The organism is Christiangramia oceanisediminis (genome assembly GCF_022570735.2).
Lineage (GTDB): Bacteria > Bacteroidota > Bacteroidia > Flavobacteriales > Flavobacteriaceae > Christiangramia > Christiangramia oceanisediminis.
This window is the reverse complement of sequence record NZ_JANCNS010000001.1, coordinates 588,808-604,154: the sequence shown is the minus strand read 5'-3', so window position 1 is coordinate 604,154 and position 15,347 is coordinate 588,808. Positions and strand designations below refer to the sequence as shown.

Below are 15,347 nucleotides of genomic sequence, written 5' to 3'. Positions count from 1 at the left end.
CCTAATATTCTTTTGAGGCATAACTAAAAATGATGTTATGCCGGAACAAAACACTTCAAAAGGGCAAACTGAGGAATATCTGACTAGAAAGGAAGTTTGCCAGATGCTTAAAATTGCATATAGTACTCTTTACGAATACACCAAAGCAGGTAAATTAAAGAAATTTGGCCTTGGCCGAAGAGTTTACTATAAAAGATCTCAAATAGAAGAGGCTCTAATCGAAATTTAGAATGATGTGCCTGCCTCTCCCATCCAGACATATTTACGAGGCCATAAACCCCGGAAAGTTTGATAATGTTAGGCATTATGAGCTTCAAGGAGTTTTTGGAGGTGAAAATATGCTCTATGAGATGATCAATATCTCCAGGGACCGGAAATTTTCAAATGCAAAGAATGTTCAATACTGGCTAAAAGGTAAAAGTAGATTAGATCATTTCTGGAGCCATTGTATTACCGGCCTGAAAACTACAAAAACACCTTTTGTCTTTTTTGGAGATATACCTCAGCATGAAAATGGCAGAATCAAACCAAAGGATCTATTAATATTTCGGTTTTCTAATAAAGCGGAAAAGGTCTATATAGATGCCTATTCTGATTATTACACCGATAAGAAGGAGATTCTAGGAAAACTAATATCAAGACTATTCTAAACGAAAAAGAGCCGAATAAACGGCTCTAAATCTGTTCAAATATTCAGTTGAATGACAACTATCCCAAAGATACTAAAATTTAACCAGTGATTGACTTCATAAAGGGCATAACAAATAATCCTGAAATCATTGATAATTTATACAATGATGATAAGTTGATCTGGTATAGTAAGAAAGAATCTTTATCTCATTTTGATCAGGAAACAATTCTAATTAAAGAATCAAAAACGTATAAAGGTATTTTATTCTGCTTCTATTCCGGTAGGCTGGAAATACTATTTAGGCCTCACTATTATTTCAATAATAATATTCACAATGCAAATGATTTTCCGGTACAGAAATGTATTGAGGTATTTAATGAACTTCAGGAAATTATTAATCGAAGATACTTCACAGCTATAGACATTGTTAATATTGAATTTGGAATAAATGTAGAATCCCCTATTTCAATTGAAAATCTAATTAACTGGATATCCTATCACTACAAGAACGAATTCAAATCAGATAATCCTGGTTTAGCCCATAGCAAGAAGAGTTTTACGGCCAAGAAGAACGGTAGAATAAATACGTACCAAATTATAAAGGCTTACGCAAAAGGAATTCAATTTCCAGAATACACGGCCCGCGATACCTTCAGATTTGAAATAAAAAGCAGGAAAACCCAATACATCAAGAAACTAGGGATTGAGAAACTGGAAGACCTTATAAAAACTGAAACATATTTCACACTCTCTAAGGAAATAAAAAAGCAATTTCAGGAAGTTTTAATTCTGGATCATACAGCCGAAACCAGAACTCGAAAAATTAGCGAATTAAAACAAAGGAAATTACTCAAATATCTAAATACTCATCATTGGTATAACCTTATTCATGATCGAAACAGAAACAAATTTTCTTACCACAAAAAACAATATCTCAAAATTCTGGATAGCACCGGATATAATATTCATTCCGATCTAAATAATATCATCCAAAAAAAATTAACCGAACTCCTTCTGTTAGAAAATGTGGCAATTTTGCCGAGTGCTCAAAGGGTAAAAAATGAGGCGATTTTGCCGGGAGGTGATCAAAAGGAAAATGAAGCAATATTGCCTAATAATATAGTATCAAATTGCACTAATCCACCTAAAAGAATATGCCCTGTAACCGGTCTAGATATTTCTATGCAAAAAGACACCGATAAATGGTTAACTGCGAAAGGGATAAAATTCTACAGGAAAAAAGATCCACAGCTATTTGAATCACTAAAACAAAAACTGTTAACCGGCAGACCAAACAAATTTGAAAAAACGGATCATTCTAAAATGGCAAAACAGATCCGAAACAGAATTACAAATAATCCTGGCTTATATGCTCCAGAGCAAAGTAGCCTATTTAATTAATCTAAAATCAAAACCATGAAAAATTTAAAAGACGAAATCCAGAACCTCAAGAATGAAATTGAGAATGAAGAGAAACAGCTTCAGGGTAAAAAATCAAAACTCCAGGATCTAGAAAAAAAACTAGAAACAGAGGAAAAGGAAATTACCGATTCAGACCTAGATCAAGTTGTAAATAACATGGGCATATACTAATCAAATCTAAATAAGCATGAAACGAGAATTAATATTTGAAGACCGCGACAAATTAAGATCAATCACCCAGGACATTAAAGATTATAACCCTTACCTGGATAAAGTGAAATCGACTTATGAAAACCTAGAAATGGGCGAATTTTCCGATGAGGTATTTAACGAATTGAAACGAAGTACCAGCTCTATCAGGAAAAGATTTGAGGAAAAGTTAGATACGGAAATAAAGAAGGCCGGGATAACTATGACCTCAGTCTCTGAGAAAATGAAAGAAAGTCCTAGAAAGGATTTTGAAGCGTTCGAAGAGGCGGTTAACGACCTAAGCAGTTTCAGCCCTAATAATTCAGGGAAAACATTCCCTAGACCGGATCTTAGCCTAGAGGATATAACCTACATGCAGGGGAAATTCATGATATCCAAAACAGATCAGGAAAACATCCTTGAAAAGCATTGCCGTATTTACCTGGAGACCGAAGAGGAAAAAAGGCTATATGATAAACTTCAAAACTTCATATCAGTTTACAATGATCTTCAGGAAGAAATCGATAGCCATAACTTCAAATACAACTTTGGAATAAACGGAGTTCATGGCGTTCACTATCATTTTCTTCAATATGATAAAAACGGAAAACCCGAAATAAAACCGGGGATGATTAAACATGCTATGGAGTGGCCAAAAACACTAAAAAAGATTAATGAGAGGCCTAGAATCCGTTAAAAACAGCCAAGGTTTAGTCAAGGTCTGAATTAATATACATAATCAGTGAAATGAAGATTTTTTACAGGTCACAACGCGCACACGAAGATTTTCTAACGGTCATATAGCTATGAAAAATAGAGAGTTGCAAATTCGCAACTCGTTAGGGAAATCTACTATTAGAAATCAGCTATCCTGATATTGGATAAGTGAAAATTTAAAATTGAATTTGCGCTATGCGATATCGTAGAGCGCCAGTTATACTAACATTATTCTAACATTATGCCATTTAATAAAGAAACTGCCAGCGAAGCCGGGAAAAAATCATCTCGGCTAGGCACAAGGAACAAGTCTACTAAGGAAATAAAAGAAGCCTTTCAACTTCTTATTGAGAATAATCTGGAAAAAATGGAAGGATGGCTAGATAAAATAGCCAAAAAAAATCCTGAAAAAGCATTTGATATGGTTATTAAACTGAGTGATTTCATAGTGCCTAAACTTTCAAAACAGGAAATTAAGCATGAAGAGAAAGAATTATCTCCAACGGAAAGAAGAGCGCGAATAGCATACTTATCTGAGAAGTTGAACAATTTTAAAGATCGTCCGAACCAGGAACAGAACTCTCGTCCAAATGTGGAACAGAACCCTCGTCCAAACGGAAAAATTGTAGGATAATTCTGGGTTCGATACGTAACTACTCCAAAATAGTATTTGCAATCATCAGTAAATACAGGGGTTGTTTAAAATAGGTGACAAAATAGGTGATTTTTGGGCCTGTTTACATCAAAAAAACATCAATCAAATGAACGATAACCGAAATCAATATATTTTGGAATTTCCGGATTCTCCAGAGCCTTGGTATTTAGATCAAGACCCGATGAATTCGAATGATACCGAAATTGAAATAGGCCGGGCAAAACTAACTTTTGGAATGTTCGGGACCATAGCGAACAATTTAAAATTTCCCGGGCCTATAATGGATAAACTGGAGGCCGTATATCAATCATACGGACCAGAAGCCAAAATAAAACTTACAAAATTGTCAAAGCACACTATAACGGATGATTGGCAATTGATCTATACCGGATATTTGGATTTGCTGGATAGACGAATAGAGAATAATATCTTTTCTTGTAGTTATGTTGAAGGCGGATTCCGGGAAGTACTTTCTAATCAACAAAAGGAGAAATTTGAGATAGATCGAAAAACGGATATTTACAACCGGCCAATTTCCCAATTGCACCCCGATATACTCGATTTAAAACAGGGTAGAAGACTTTTCCTTTTAAGTAAACTATCTACTACCGATAATTTCACGGCTCACAGTGGAATATGGCGGCCAAATGATTATGAGTTTAGAGAAAGTTTCAGGCCATTTCCGGTAACAGTCATTACCAATAATGACCCTTTAAATATTCAAATTGCTCACGAAACTTTAGGTTTTGATCAGCGGTGGGAAAAAAGCACTCAAAATATGTTTTTCGCTACGGCAGACCGCGACCGGGGCCGTATCAAAATGACAGCGAGTATAGATTTTAAATTAACTGAATTCGTGCCATACCGGACGCGAAATGAGTACATTAAAATTGTTCTGGACCGTTATGATGAAAACCTCAACAGGATTGAAAGGGATGAATTAGGAACTTATAACAACCTTTTTGATTTAGTAGGCCAGTCTATCCAAATAGAAAACTTTGAGAAGATTTTCAGCGTTGAAAATGGAACTGAGATTAAGGAGGGCGAAAGTTTGGCTTTTGGCATCTATATGGCCGGGGATTTTAGGGGAGGTTTAAACATTAGCAATGATTCTTATTATACCCTGGCATTTTCCGATGTAGATGTAAAAATAGACTGGGCCGAAGATTCTTATTTCAGACCAACCACAACTAAAGTTGTCACGGCTAAAAATACAGGAGAAAGATTATCAGAAATTCTTACCGGGAAACCAGCATTTAAAAGCAAAACCTTATCAGAGGACAAATGGAAAGATCTTCTCTTTACCGTAGGATTCTGGCTTAGAAATATGGATGAAGTCAGTAGCGAAGATAGAGAAAATGAAGAGCGCACTTTAACCCTCAGTTGGGAAGATTTCCACAATTCAATTAATGCGCTTCAGCCTATGGCCTATGGGATCGTTACCCAGGGAGCCAAGCAATTCTTAGTATATGAAAGAAGAGAGTATTTCTTTCAGCCGTATGTTACTGTAGAACTAAACCAGCCCTCAAATATTAAACGGTTTACTGCTAGAGAATTTATTTTTTCGCATGTTCAAACTGGATATCAAAAGGGCGGAAATTACGAGCGGCCATTAGGACTGGATGAGCCGAATATAAAAACGAATTATGTACTGCCTCTTTCAGTTTCAGAAAATAAATACGATGTAACGAGCCCTTCAAGATCAGATGGTTACGCAATAGAAGACTGTAGAAGGAAACAAGCCGTTGACTTCCCGGAAGAGGATACCAGCTACGATAAGGACGTGTTTATGATCCACGGAAAAAAAACCGGGGAAGTCCGAGGTAGATATGACCTGTACGATCTTCGCCACTGGCAGGATAATTTCGAGCAGGCCCCAACGGGCATTTATGATCCGGATTCTGCTTTTAACCTAACCATGAGCCCGGCCAATAATCGAAATGAACATGCGATCTGGTTTAATTCGGCCACGGTAAAATATCCAGACCGGTACATGGTTTACGCCAATACCGAAGGGAATGTTCAGCTTACTACCAAATATCCAGACAAAGACCCGGTTTATGAACGCGGCGATGTGCAGATCAAAGACCTGAAAAAACCAATTCATGCTTACGACTGGATTGAATTCGATTATCCATTCTCCCAGGAACTTTTAAACAAGATCCAGGGCAATACCATGATAGACGGTGAAGAGGTACCTAAATGGTACGGACAATTCCAGTTTGTAAATGAGCGAGGGAAAAGAGAGAGAGGTTATCTATTCTCAGTGAAGATCAAACAAAACAATATGAAATTTAAACTTTTAAAATCCGCATAAGATGAGCCAGACAATTGATACTATAATTGATAAGAAAGCCTATGAGCAGGTTAAACAGCTACGCGATGATGTAGTAGATTTACAAATGAACGTCCTTAAATTAATCGAAACTGGTCAAGCCGGTTTTAAGTTGAACTATAAGGATATAAAGTTACCATCTGATGTAAATAATTTCTATGAAGAAAGAAATAAGTATTTGCAGAAACAAAGTGAATTGATTGGTAAAATTGAAACTGCCGAAAAAAAATATACTTCTCAAAAAAAATCATACCTAAAAACGTTAGAATGGGAAGAAAAGGCCGAAAGGAAACTGCAATTAGCCAAAGACCGGGTTAAGGAATCCGAATCTGAACTCGGAAAGGAAATACAGCGAACCCGAGATCAGGCCAACGCCAATAACCGGGTAAACCGGCAAACCGCTACTTTATATGGCCGGGTTTCACTTAAGTTGAAGGAAACCGCTAATGAATACTACGAACTCGCCCTTAAAAAGCAATTAACCGGCAAGGCCAGTGAAGAAGAGATCCGCAGAATGACCGTTTTGGAATCCAGAATGGATAAATACGGGGATGCTTTAATGACCGTTGAAAAACGTTCCGGGAATTACCATAGGCAGGTAGGAAACTACAAAAAAGGCTTTGACGGATTGGCAATGAGTATGGCCCAAATTACTAGGGAGGGTCCGGCCTTTGCCTATTCCATGCAAACAGGATTTTTAGCGATATCGAACAACTTGCCAATTCTATTCGATGAAATAGGCAAGGTAAAGGCCGCCAATAAGGCCCTTGCTGAGGAAGGAAAAGCAACAAAATCTGTTTTAAGCCAAGTAGGAGCAGCGATTTTAAGTTGGCAAACGGCCATGTCATTTGGTATTACCCTACTTACCATTTATGGAGAAGATATTATCGATTGGGCAACTTCTATGGGAAAGGCAACGGATGTAAATAGAGACTTCAATAGGGCCTTAGCGGAAACCAGATCTTCCATGCAGTTAGAAATTGTAAAGTTAAATGCCTTAATAGATATTGCCGGGGATGAAACTGTAGAAAGAGAAAAAAGAAATGATGCGGTTAAACTACTTCAAAAGGAATATCCAGAATATCTTAAAAATCTTACCACCGAGAATTCAAAAAGTAATGAAATAGCAGATTCAATTAACCGGATCACTACAGCCCTTGAAAATAAAGCAAAGATTCAGGCAGCGGAGCAGTTAATTACTAAGGAGGCTCAAAAACTTTTTGAAGATCAGGTTAAAATAGAAGAGGAATTTGCCACTAGATTAGAGAAAGCGCGGCAAACTGAAGAGAAGGGAATCAATCCTAATAATTATTATGACCAACAATTGCCCAAGCAAGAAGCGAATTTGGTTGAAACATTAACCCGTCAGAAAAAGGCGGCTCTATTAGAATCTGAAGAGGACTATAAAGCCTATGTGAAAAACCTAAATAACATTCTGAGAAACGTGCCAAATCTTTTTGATGCAATGGGAGGCGAAGACGGTTCAGGAGGATCTAAAAAACCAAATGCAAAGGATTATTCGGCCGAAGACTTCTATAACCTTCAAAAATCCAGATTGGAAAGGGCAATTGAAGTAAACAAGGCCATAACCGAGAATGAGAAAGAAGAATTGTCTAAAAGACTGGAGGCTAATAACACAGTTTATGAAAATCAGCAAAAACTAGCGATCCTTGAAAGAGATTGGGCTATTGCTAATGCGAAAGATCGAAATAATAAAATACTGGAGGCTAAAGAAGAATTTACTGCAAATTCAGAAGATCTAATTAAAGAGTATAGCGAGACTGAAAAGAAGATCCTTGAAACAAACTTCAAATACCAGCTGGATCAGTTTAAAAAGGTTCAGCAGGCTAATGAATTAGCTCTTCAACATGAAATAAATGCAGTTACCTCAGCCATGATTGCTAAGGGAGCCACCAGGGAGCAAATAGATTCTGAAATAGAACGAATTCGCAAAGAATCATTACGCCGGCAACTATCCGCACAGATTGACCAGGCCGAAAAAGAACTGCTTGTTGTCGCTCAAACCGAAGAGGAAAAGGCTGAGGTGTATCGAAAAATTGCAGAATTAAGAGAGGAACTTAACAATGTTAATTTACCCGGAAAAACCGGAAAAGAGGGCGGTCTATTTTCTGAAGAGGAAATTGAGCAATTAAGAACGGTACAAGATTTACTTGGAGGGATTTCAGATTTATTTGCGGCATTTTCTGCTAGACGAATTGAACAAATTCAAGCCGAAATGGACGCCAATAATGAAATGTATAATTCCATAATCAATAATGAAGAATCTACCGCACAACAAAAAGAAGAGGCCCGAAAAGAACAGAAGGAAAAGGAGGATGAATTAAGAAAAAAACTCGCCAAAGAAAAGGAAAAACAGGCTCGTATCGATAAGGCGGCAGCAGTAGCGGAAATTGCCATTAATACTGCGGTTGCAATTTCCAAAACATTAGCCCAAGGAGGTGTTATTTTCGGAATTCCATTGGTACCTATTATAGCCGCTTTAGGAGCCCTGCAAATAGCGACTGTATTAGCACAGCCGATACCACAGTTCAAAGAAGGTCACTTATCAGGTACCTATGAGGGTTGGGCCATGATAAACGATTTTCCAAGCCACAATTACCGAGAAGTGCTAGAACAGCCGGACGGAAGCCTATATTCTCCAGAAGAAAGAAACCAGAAAGTTTATATGAAACGAGGTGCCAAGGTTCATAAGAACTTCGATGCTTTCCTGGATAACAAAGGCTATAAAGATGTGATGGATGCAACTATTATGGCTTCCCTTATGAATCATAATCTTATGGCAACCGAGGAAGAAATCAATAAAGAATTCAATAGGGCTTTACTTTCCACTATCGATAATGGTATTAAAAAAGGGTTTGACGGGGTGAAATCTGTAGAAGGAAGCCGGCCAAGTAGTTCAGATTTCAATTACCAGGAATTCATAAATGCAGTAAAAAAGGAAATGTACTTCAATCTTTAAAATTAAACCATGGAACAAAAAAAAGTAATTAGCGCGTATAATGAATTAGCGAATGATTTTGATCAACTTCATTCTGATTTACTGGAGCATATTAGAATTCAATTGCCGGAAATAAAAGCAATTGAGAGCCTGGGAGATCTTAGCAATAGATTAAAATATGCTGAAATGGATGAAACTCTCAAAAGTGATATTATAAGTTGTTTCATCAACTTAATGACTGAAGATTCAAGAAGATCTAGGAATTTAAAAAAGATCGTACTTAGTTTTAATGAAAAACGAGAAAAGGAGCAAAAAAGGATCGGTGAAATTTTGAATTAGAAGTTAAGGCAGGTTATTTCAACCTTTGAAAGCAATAAACCCTGTCTTCAATTCGATATTGAAATTCACTTTCTAACTTAAATTTATTCATGAACCAGCGGCACGAATGCGCCTCTGGTTCTATATTTTTAAATTGCTTACAAAAACCGTTGAAATTAGTATCTATTACTTGAACCCGGTTATTAAGAGTGCAGCTATATAATTTATTAATCCGTTCATTCATACTGTAAACTTACAAAATAAGTACTTATAATGTAAAAATATATTGTTTTATACAGAATAAGTGCTTATATTAGATATGAATTTTTAACTCAACTAAAATTTAGATTATGGAAGTAAGTACATTCATCATGGACAAACTGAATAACTTGAAAAAGAGAAAAGACCAATATTCACCAGAAGAATATGAGAATAAGTTATTTGAATTAAAATCGGAACTAATCCAGCTAAGCAGGTCCAGAAATAAACAAAAAGAGGGGATCCATATTTCAGGTTATCAACAGATTATAAACAGCAACGAAATTGTACCAATCCCAAATTTTAGATTCCGACCGGAGCAATGGAATTAAGGCAAAATTGAATTAAAGTAGCGAAAGGGGATTTTTCCCCTTTTTTTATTTCGGGACGTTAGGCGATTAAAAAGTTTCGTAACTTATTTACTGTTCAAATTTTCAATATGAAAACAATGAAATATATTCTTTCTCTATCACTAATTATATTTCTCTTTTGGTCCTGCTCAACAGAAGATAGCCCAGAAATAGATCCGGAAGAACCTATAATAGGTACCTGGAGACCGGTAACCTTCGCGCAATTTCCGGTAAATGGAGATCCAATAATGGAAACTATTGGAGAATGTGCCGGTAAAACCAGAATAACTATAAAAGCAAATGGGGAGTTAACTACAGAAGAATATTATAATGATCAAGGCCAATGTAAATATGAATTTATTTTTCAGTCCTGGGAAAAAGTATCATCCGGGACTTATATTTTTATTGAAACATTCACAGACCAAAATGGAGAAACTACCACTTATACGACCTCTCCAGATGAAATATCCTTTCCGGATTCAAATACCATGAGAATAATTTATAATAGCGATTATGACCAAGAAACGGAGTTAAATTATTGGTACAACGAATTTAAAAAGAATTAAAAGCCTAAATCAAATCTTTTCTGTGTAGGGAGAAAACATAGAAATTGAATATTTAGTATTGTGTTAATTCATAAAACAAGAAATTTCGAAAAATGAGGAAAATAATAATTTTGGTTTTCGCATGTTTTTTAATTGCATGCAGTGAAGATGATTGCGCTGAACAGCTGGAAGCGAATAGAAGGAACTACGAACAGGTTTTGAACAGTCCGGATGCTACTGAACAGCAAAAGAAAGAAGCGAGGGAATTTTACGAAAGGCGCAATGCGGAAGCATGTGATTAGAATAACTAATTCTATCTAATCAATAGCAAAAAAAATACTTTTCAATTACTAGTTGTCTAAATGTTGTCTTTTATACTAATTAAAAAAGCCTAACAGACTTATTACGTGTCTATTAGGCTTCTTTTACTGTGCGGGCGAAAGGACTCGAACCTTCACACCTCGCGGCACTAGATCCTAAGTCTAGCGTGTCTACCAATTCCACCACGCCCGCATTTTAAAGTTTCACAACACTTAGGACTCGTTGTGATCCCCTGCTTAATTAACTAAGCGGGTGCAAATATAATTATAAGTTTTAAATATCAAATAGCCTTCAGAAAAAATATTGGAAAAAATCGGACTTTTTTTTTGAGCTGAATTTTAAATGTCGGTGCATCAGAAAATTAGGGTGAAAAACTTTTTTCAGAAAAAATTCCAGATTTCTTTTATGGCTCTTTGGCCCGATCATTCAGGAAAAACAATTCTACTTCTTAACTTTACGGAAATTCGAAAAACAGCCGTATGCAAAGTATAGAGAAATATATTGAAGAAAATAAGGATAGGTTCCTGGACGAGTTAAAGGACCTGCTGAAACTTCCTTCCATCAGTGCCGATCCAGTCTATAAAGATGATATGGTTAAAACGGCAAATGCGGTAAAAGACCGGTTGCTGGATGCGGGTTGCGATACCGCAGAAGTGATCGAGACGCCCGGTCATCCAGTGGTTTTTGCTGAAAAGATCATCGGAAAAGACCTGCCAACCGTGCTGGTTTACGGGCATTACGATGTACAGCCGCCAGATCCACTGGACCTTTGGGATTCTCCGCCCTTTGAACCGGTGATCAAAGAAACCAAAATTCATCCCGAAGGCGCCATTTTCGCCCGCGGTGCCTGTGATGATAAAGGCCAGATGTATATGCATGTGAAGGCGCTGGAATACATGACCAGAAATAATGAGCTTCCCTGCAATGTCAAGTTCATGATCGAAGGAGAGGAAGAAGTTGGAAGCGAACACCTGGAATGGTTCATTAAGGAATATAAAGACCGACTCCATAATGACGTGATCCTTATCTCTGATACCGGGATGATCGCCAAGGATGTGCCCTCGATCACTACCGGACTTCGAGGATTGTCTTATATCGAAGTTGAGGTTATCGGGGCCAATCGTGACCTTCATTCAGGCCTGTATGGCGGAGCTGTAGCCAATCCACTGAACGTGCTAAGCAAGATGATCGCTTCTCTTACCGATGAAAATAATCATATCACCATTCCCGGTTTTTATGATAAAGTTGAAAACCTTTCCGACGAAGAAAGAAAGAAAATGGCCGAAGCGCCTTTCGACCTGGAAGAATATAAGGAGAAGCTGGATATCGATGATGTGTATGGAGAAAAAGGATACTCCACGCTAGAACGTGGCTCCATCAGGCCAACCCTGGATGTGAACGGAATGTGGGGTGGTTATATAGGCGAAGGCGCGAAAACAGTATTGCCTTCAAAGGCCTATGCGAAGATCTCGATGAGGCTGGTGCCAGACCAGGACTGGAAAGAGATCACCGAGCTGTTTAAAAAGCATTTTGAAAGCATTGCACCAAAAGCGGTGCGGGTTAAGGTAAAACCGCATCATGGTGGATTCCCATATGTAACTCCAATCGATACAATTGGTTACCAGGCGGCCAGTAAGGCATATGAAGAAACCTTCGGAAAAACACCAATTCCTCAAAGAAGCGGGGGCAGTATCCCGATCGTTTCTCTTTTTGAAAAAGAACTGGACAGCAAGATCATTTTGATGGGCTTCGGACTCGATACCGATGCGATACATTCCCCGAACGAAAATTTCGGAGTTTGGAATTACCTGAAAGGCATCGAAACCATTCCTTGGTTCTACAAGTATTTTACCGAGATGAGTAAATAGATTCGTCTTCATTAAATGTCACCTCGAGCCCTTCGACTACGCTCAGCACAGGCTCAGTCGAGAGGTTAGTGAGTATAAGTGAGAAGCTGAAACAAGTTCAGCTTGACGGAATATAACAGTTTAAGTTGATGTCGTCTCGAGTGCTTCGACTTCGCTCAGTACAGGTTAAGTCGAAAGCTAAGAGGCAAACCTTTAGATTTCTCGGTCGCTTCGCTTCATCAAATGACTCAGAAATTACATAATCCACAGGGAATCAATTTTATTCAGAAATGATTCCCTGTTTTCTTATTTTTGGCTTCAAATTTTTAACATACATGAAGAAAATATTTAGTGGTGTCTTACTGGCATCTGCAATGACCTTCTTTTCCTGCAACGACAACGCGGAAAACAAGGAAGTTGCCCAGGCTGATTCTTCAGCCCAGGAATTCGAGTACAAAGTTGACGAGTTTGCAGATCTTAAGATCCTTCGTTACCAGATCCCGGGATGGGAAAACCTGAGCCTGAAGGAGCAAAAACTGGTTTATTATCTTACCCAGGCAGGCCTTGCCGGAAGAGATATCATCTGGGATCAGAATTACAAGCATAACCTGGAGATCCGTGAGGCGCTTCAGAATATTTATGCCAATTATGAAGGCGATAAGTCTTCAGATGACTGGAAGGCTTTTGAAACATATCTTAAAAGAGTTTGGTTCTCGAACGGCATTCATCATCATTATTCAAATGATAAGCTGAAGCCAGGTTTCAATAAGGAATACCTGAACAGTCTTCTGGATGCTACCGGAACTGAATTATCCGGTGAGCCTTTTGAAGTGATCTTCAACGATAAGGATATGAAAAAAGTGAACCTGGACGAGTCTAAAGGTCTGGTTGAAGGTTCAGCTGTTAACTTTTATGGAGAGGGGATCACTGCAGATGAGGTGACTAAATTTTATGCCGCTAAAAAATCTCCGAATCCAAATAAACCTCTTGCTTTCGGGATCAACACCAAACTGGTAAAGGAAAATGGCCAGCTGGTTGAAAAGATTTACAAAAGCGGCGGACTTTATGGTGAAGCTATTGACGAGATCATTAGCTGGCTGGAAAAGGCGAAAGCTGTTGCTGAAAATGAGAAGCAGGCAAATGCTTTGGGGCTTCTTATCGAATATTATAAAACCGGTGATCTGCAAACCTGGGATGATTATAACGTGGCATGGGTAGAAGCTACCGAAGGAAATATCGATTACATCAACTCTTTTATCGAAGTGTATAACGATCCTATGGGCTATACCGGCTCTTACGAAACCATCGTTCAGATCAAGGATTTCGATATGTCTGAAAAAATGAGCGTTCTGGAAAAAGACGTTCAGTGGTTCGAGGATAATTCGCCTATTATGGATGAGCATAAGAAAGATTCGGTTGTGGGAGTTACTTACAAGACTGTGATCGTAGCCGGTGAGGCTGGAGATGCTTCTCCAAGTACACCAATCGGGGTAAATCTTCCGAATTCGAGCTGGATCAGAAAGGCTCACGGAAGTAAATCGGTTTCCCTGGGGAATATTATCAATGCCTATGACAATGCAGGTGGTTCAGATAAACTGAAAGAATTTGCTCATGACGAGGAAGAGATCGCTCTTTCTGAAGAATATGGTAAGGAAGCCGATAAATTGCATACCGCGCTTCACGAGGTTGTTGGGCACGCATCCGGACAGTTGAATGAAGGTGTTGGAACAACCAAGGAAACCCTGAAAAGTTACGCTTCTACTTTGGAAGAAGGTCGTGCAGACCTGGTTGGTCTTTATTACCTGATGGATCCAAAACTGGAAGAACTGGGCCTTACTGATGATGCCGAAAAACTTGGTAAAGCTGCTTATAATGATTATATCCGTAACGGGTTGATGACGCAGTTGGTGCGAATCGAGCAGGGAGCAGATATCGAAGAGGCGCATATGAGAAACCGCCAGTGGGTGAGCGCATGGGTATTCGAAAAAGGTAAGGAAGAAGGAGTGATCGAAAAGGTTCAGAAAGATGGAAAGACTTACTACGATATCAAAGATTACCAGAAGTTGAGAGAGCTTTTTGGTGAATTACTGAAGGAAACTCAAAGGATCAAGTCTGAAGGTGATTACGAAGCAGCTAAGAATCTTGTAGAGAATTACGGGGTAAAGGTAGACCAGGAATTGCATAAGGAAGTACTTGAGAGAAATGAGAAGTTCAAATCGGCTCCTTACAGCGGATTCGTAAATCCTGTGCTGGTTCCTGAAATGGATGAGAACGGTGAGATCATTTCGATCAAAGTGACCCAGCCGGAGTCTTTCGAAGGCCAGATGATGGACTATGGAAAGAATTATAGTTTTTTAACTGAGAAGAAAGCAGCGGCTGAAGCAGCTGCTGAAATGTAATTTCTTCTAAATTGAATTATCAAAGCCTCTGCATCTGCAGGGGCTTTTTTTATTCCTGAACGAGATTTAGCTTGGTCATTTCGACCAAAGGGAGAAATCTGTTTAGATGAGATTTCTCAGTCGCTTCGCTTCTTCGAAATGACTGGGTTTTGTTCAAGATTACCATTTTCCGAGACCTGGTACTGTTCAGGTGTTTAACTGGAGAAGCCAAAACAAATCCGAAAATCCGTCCCAACCTCTCATAAAATTGAATTTTGTGATTTTGAAGAAAAGCTAATAATCCTCTATTTCCTAATATTGGTCATTTCGAACGAAGAGAGAAATCTTTTTTAAAACAGATTTCTCAGTCATCCCGATCCCCTCGGGATTCCTTTGAAATGACCACATGACTTAGAAAGTCA

The 15,347-nt window shown here is 38.2% G+C and carries 14 protein-coding genes and 1 tRNA gene; 14 read left to right on the top strand and 1 reads right to left on the bottom strand.

What is annotated here, in order from left to right:
* The first annotated feature begins 37 nt into the window (after positions 1 to 37).
* The 12 genes from MKO06_RS02730 to MKO06_RS02675 all read left to right on the top strand — a co-directional run bounded on the left by MKO06_RS02730 (position 38) and on the right by MKO06_RS02675 (position 10,681).
* A complete protein-coding gene (locus tag MKO06_RS02730) occupies positions 38 to 229 on the top strand; it encodes a helix-turn-helix domain-containing protein (RefSeq protein ID WP_241550806.1) in 192 nt (63 codons plus the stop codon).
* Between the two features lies 1 nt (position 230).
* A complete protein-coding gene (locus tag MKO06_RS02725; protein WP_241550805.1) occupies positions 231 to 650 on the top strand; it encodes a hypothetical protein in 420 nt (139 codons plus the stop codon).
* An 86-nt stretch (positions 651 to 736) separates the two neighbouring features.
* The gene (locus MKO06_RS02720; protein ID WP_241550804.1) at positions 737 to 2,032 is read left to right on the top strand and encodes a hypothetical protein; all 1,296 of its coding nucleotides are present in this window, start codon (positions 737 to 739) and stop codon (positions 2,030 to 2,032) included.
* Positions 2,033 to 2,047: 15 nt separating this feature from the next.
* Positions 2,048 to 2,224, top strand: coding sequence for a hypothetical protein (locus MKO06_RS02715; RefSeq protein WP_241550803.1), 177 nt, complete (start codon positions 2,048 to 2,050; stop codon positions 2,222 to 2,224).
* 16 nt (positions 2,225 to 2,240) lie between these two features.
* Positions 2,241 to 2,939 (top strand): hypothetical protein, encoded by a 699-nt coding sequence (locus MKO06_RS02710; protein ID WP_241550802.1) that lies wholly within the window; start codon positions 2,241 to 2,243, stop codon positions 2,937 to 2,939.
* Positions 2,940 to 3,200: 261 nt separating this feature from the next.
* On the top strand, positions 3,201 to 3,593 hold the full coding sequence (locus MKO06_RS02705) for a hypothetical protein (RefSeq protein WP_241550801.1): 393 nt from the start codon (positions 3,201 to 3,203) through the stop codon (positions 3,591 to 3,593).
* Positions 3,594 to 3,720: 127 nt separating this feature from the next.
* Complete coding sequence (locus tag MKO06_RS02700; protein WP_241550800.1) at positions 3,721 to 5,931, top strand: hypothetical protein; 2,211 nt, start codon at positions 3,721 to 3,723, stop codon at positions 5,929 to 5,931.
* A 1-nt stretch (position 5,932) separates the two neighbouring features.
* Complete coding sequence (locus tag MKO06_RS02695) at positions 5,933 to 8,929, top strand: hypothetical protein (RefSeq protein WP_241550799.1); 2,997 nt, start codon at positions 5,933 to 5,935, stop codon at positions 8,927 to 8,929.
* A gap of 9 nt (positions 8,930 to 8,938) precedes the next feature.
* Positions 8,939 to 9,247, top strand: a complete 309-nt coding sequence (locus MKO06_RS02690) for an SAM-dependent methyltransferase (RefSeq protein ID WP_241550798.1) — start codon at positions 8,939 to 8,941, stop codon at positions 9,245 to 9,247.
* Positions 9,248 to 9,576: 329 nt separating this feature from the next.
* Positions 9,577 to 9,816, top strand: coding sequence for a hypothetical protein (locus MKO06_RS02685; protein WP_241550797.1), 240 nt, complete (start codon positions 9,577 to 9,579; stop codon positions 9,814 to 9,816).
* A gap of 107 nt (positions 9,817 to 9,923) precedes the next feature.
* Positions 9,924 to 10,400, top strand: coding sequence for a lipocalin family protein (locus MKO06_RS02680; protein WP_241550796.1), 477 nt, complete (start codon positions 9,924 to 9,926; stop codon positions 10,398 to 10,400).
* Positions 10,401 to 10,492: 92 nt separating this feature from the next.
* Positions 10,493 to 10,681 (top strand): hypothetical protein, encoded by a 189-nt coding sequence (locus MKO06_RS02675; RefSeq protein WP_241550795.1) that lies wholly within the window; start codon positions 10,493 to 10,495, stop codon positions 10,679 to 10,681.
* Positions 10,682 to 10,810: 129 nt separating this feature from the next.
* Here the strand turns inward: MKO06_RS02675 and MKO06_RS02670 are convergent.
* Positions 10,811 to 10,892 (bottom strand) — tRNA-Leu (locus MKO06_RS02670).
* A gap of 287 nt (positions 10,893 to 11,179) precedes the next feature.
* Here MKO06_RS02670 and MKO06_RS02665 point away from each other — a divergent pair.
* Together MKO06_RS02665 and MKO06_RS02660 are read left to right on the top strand one after the other, a co-directional pair.
* On the top strand, positions 11,180 to 12,568 hold the full coding sequence (locus tag MKO06_RS02665) for a dipeptidase (protein ID WP_241550794.1): 1,389 nt from the start codon (positions 11,180 to 11,182) through the stop codon (positions 12,566 to 12,568).
* 314 nt (positions 12,569 to 12,882) lie between these two features.
* Positions 12,883 to 14,946: a dipeptidyl peptidase 3 gene (locus MKO06_RS02660; protein WP_241550793.1), complete on the top strand. Its 2,064-nt coding sequence runs from the start codon at positions 12,883 to 12,885 to the stop codon at positions 14,944 to 14,946.
* Positions 14,947 to 15,347 lie beyond the last annotated feature (401 nt).

Excerpts from the sequence above, each read along its gene's own strand:
- MKO06_RS02690 (WP_241550798.1), top strand. The coding sequence starts at position 8,939 with ATGGAACAAAAAAAAGTAATTAGCGCGTATAATGAATTAGCGAATGAT.
- MKO06_RS02665 (WP_241550794.1), top strand. The coding sequence starts at position 11,180 with ATGCAAAGTATAGAGAAATATATTGAAGAAAATAAGGATAGGTTCCTG.
- MKO06_RS02660 (WP_241550793.1), top strand. The coding sequence starts at position 12,883 with ATGAAGAAAATATTTAGTGGTGTCTTACTGGCATCTGCAATGACCTTC.
- MKO06_RS02700 (WP_241550800.1), top strand. The coding sequence starts at position 3,721 with ATGAACGATAACCGAAATCAATATATTTTGGAATTTCCGGATTCTCCA.
- MKO06_RS02680 (WP_241550796.1), top strand. The coding sequence starts at position 9,924 with ATGAAAACAATGAAATATATTCTTTCTCTATCACTAATTATATTTCTC.
- MKO06_RS02675 (WP_241550795.1), top strand. The coding sequence starts at position 10,493 with ATGAGGAAAATAATAATTTTGGTTTTCGCATGTTTTTTAATTGCATGC.
- MKO06_RS02695 (WP_241550799.1), top strand. The coding sequence starts at position 5,933 with ATGAGCCAGACAATTGATACTATAATTGATAAGAAAGCCTATGAGCAG.
- MKO06_RS02725 (WP_241550805.1), top strand. The coding sequence starts at position 231 with ATGATGTGCCTGCCTCTCCCATCCAGACATATTTACGAGGCCATAAAC.
- MKO06_RS02685 (WP_241550797.1), top strand. The coding sequence starts at position 9,577 with ATGGAAGTAAGTACATTCATCATGGACAAACTGAATAACTTGAAAAAG.
- MKO06_RS02705 (WP_241550801.1), top strand. The coding sequence starts at position 3,201 with ATGCCATTTAATAAAGAAACTGCCAGCGAAGCCGGGAAAAAATCATCT.
- MKO06_RS02730 (WP_241550806.1), top strand. The coding sequence starts at position 38 with ATGCCGGAACAAAACACTTCAAAAGGGCAAACTGAGGAATATCTGACT.
- MKO06_RS02715 (WP_241550803.1), top strand. The coding sequence starts at position 2,048 with ATGAAAAATTTAAAAGACGAAATCCAGAACCTCAAGAATGAAATTGAG.
- MKO06_RS02710 (WP_241550802.1), top strand. The coding sequence starts at position 2,241 with ATGAAACGAGAATTAATATTTGAAGACCGCGACAAATTAAGATCAATC.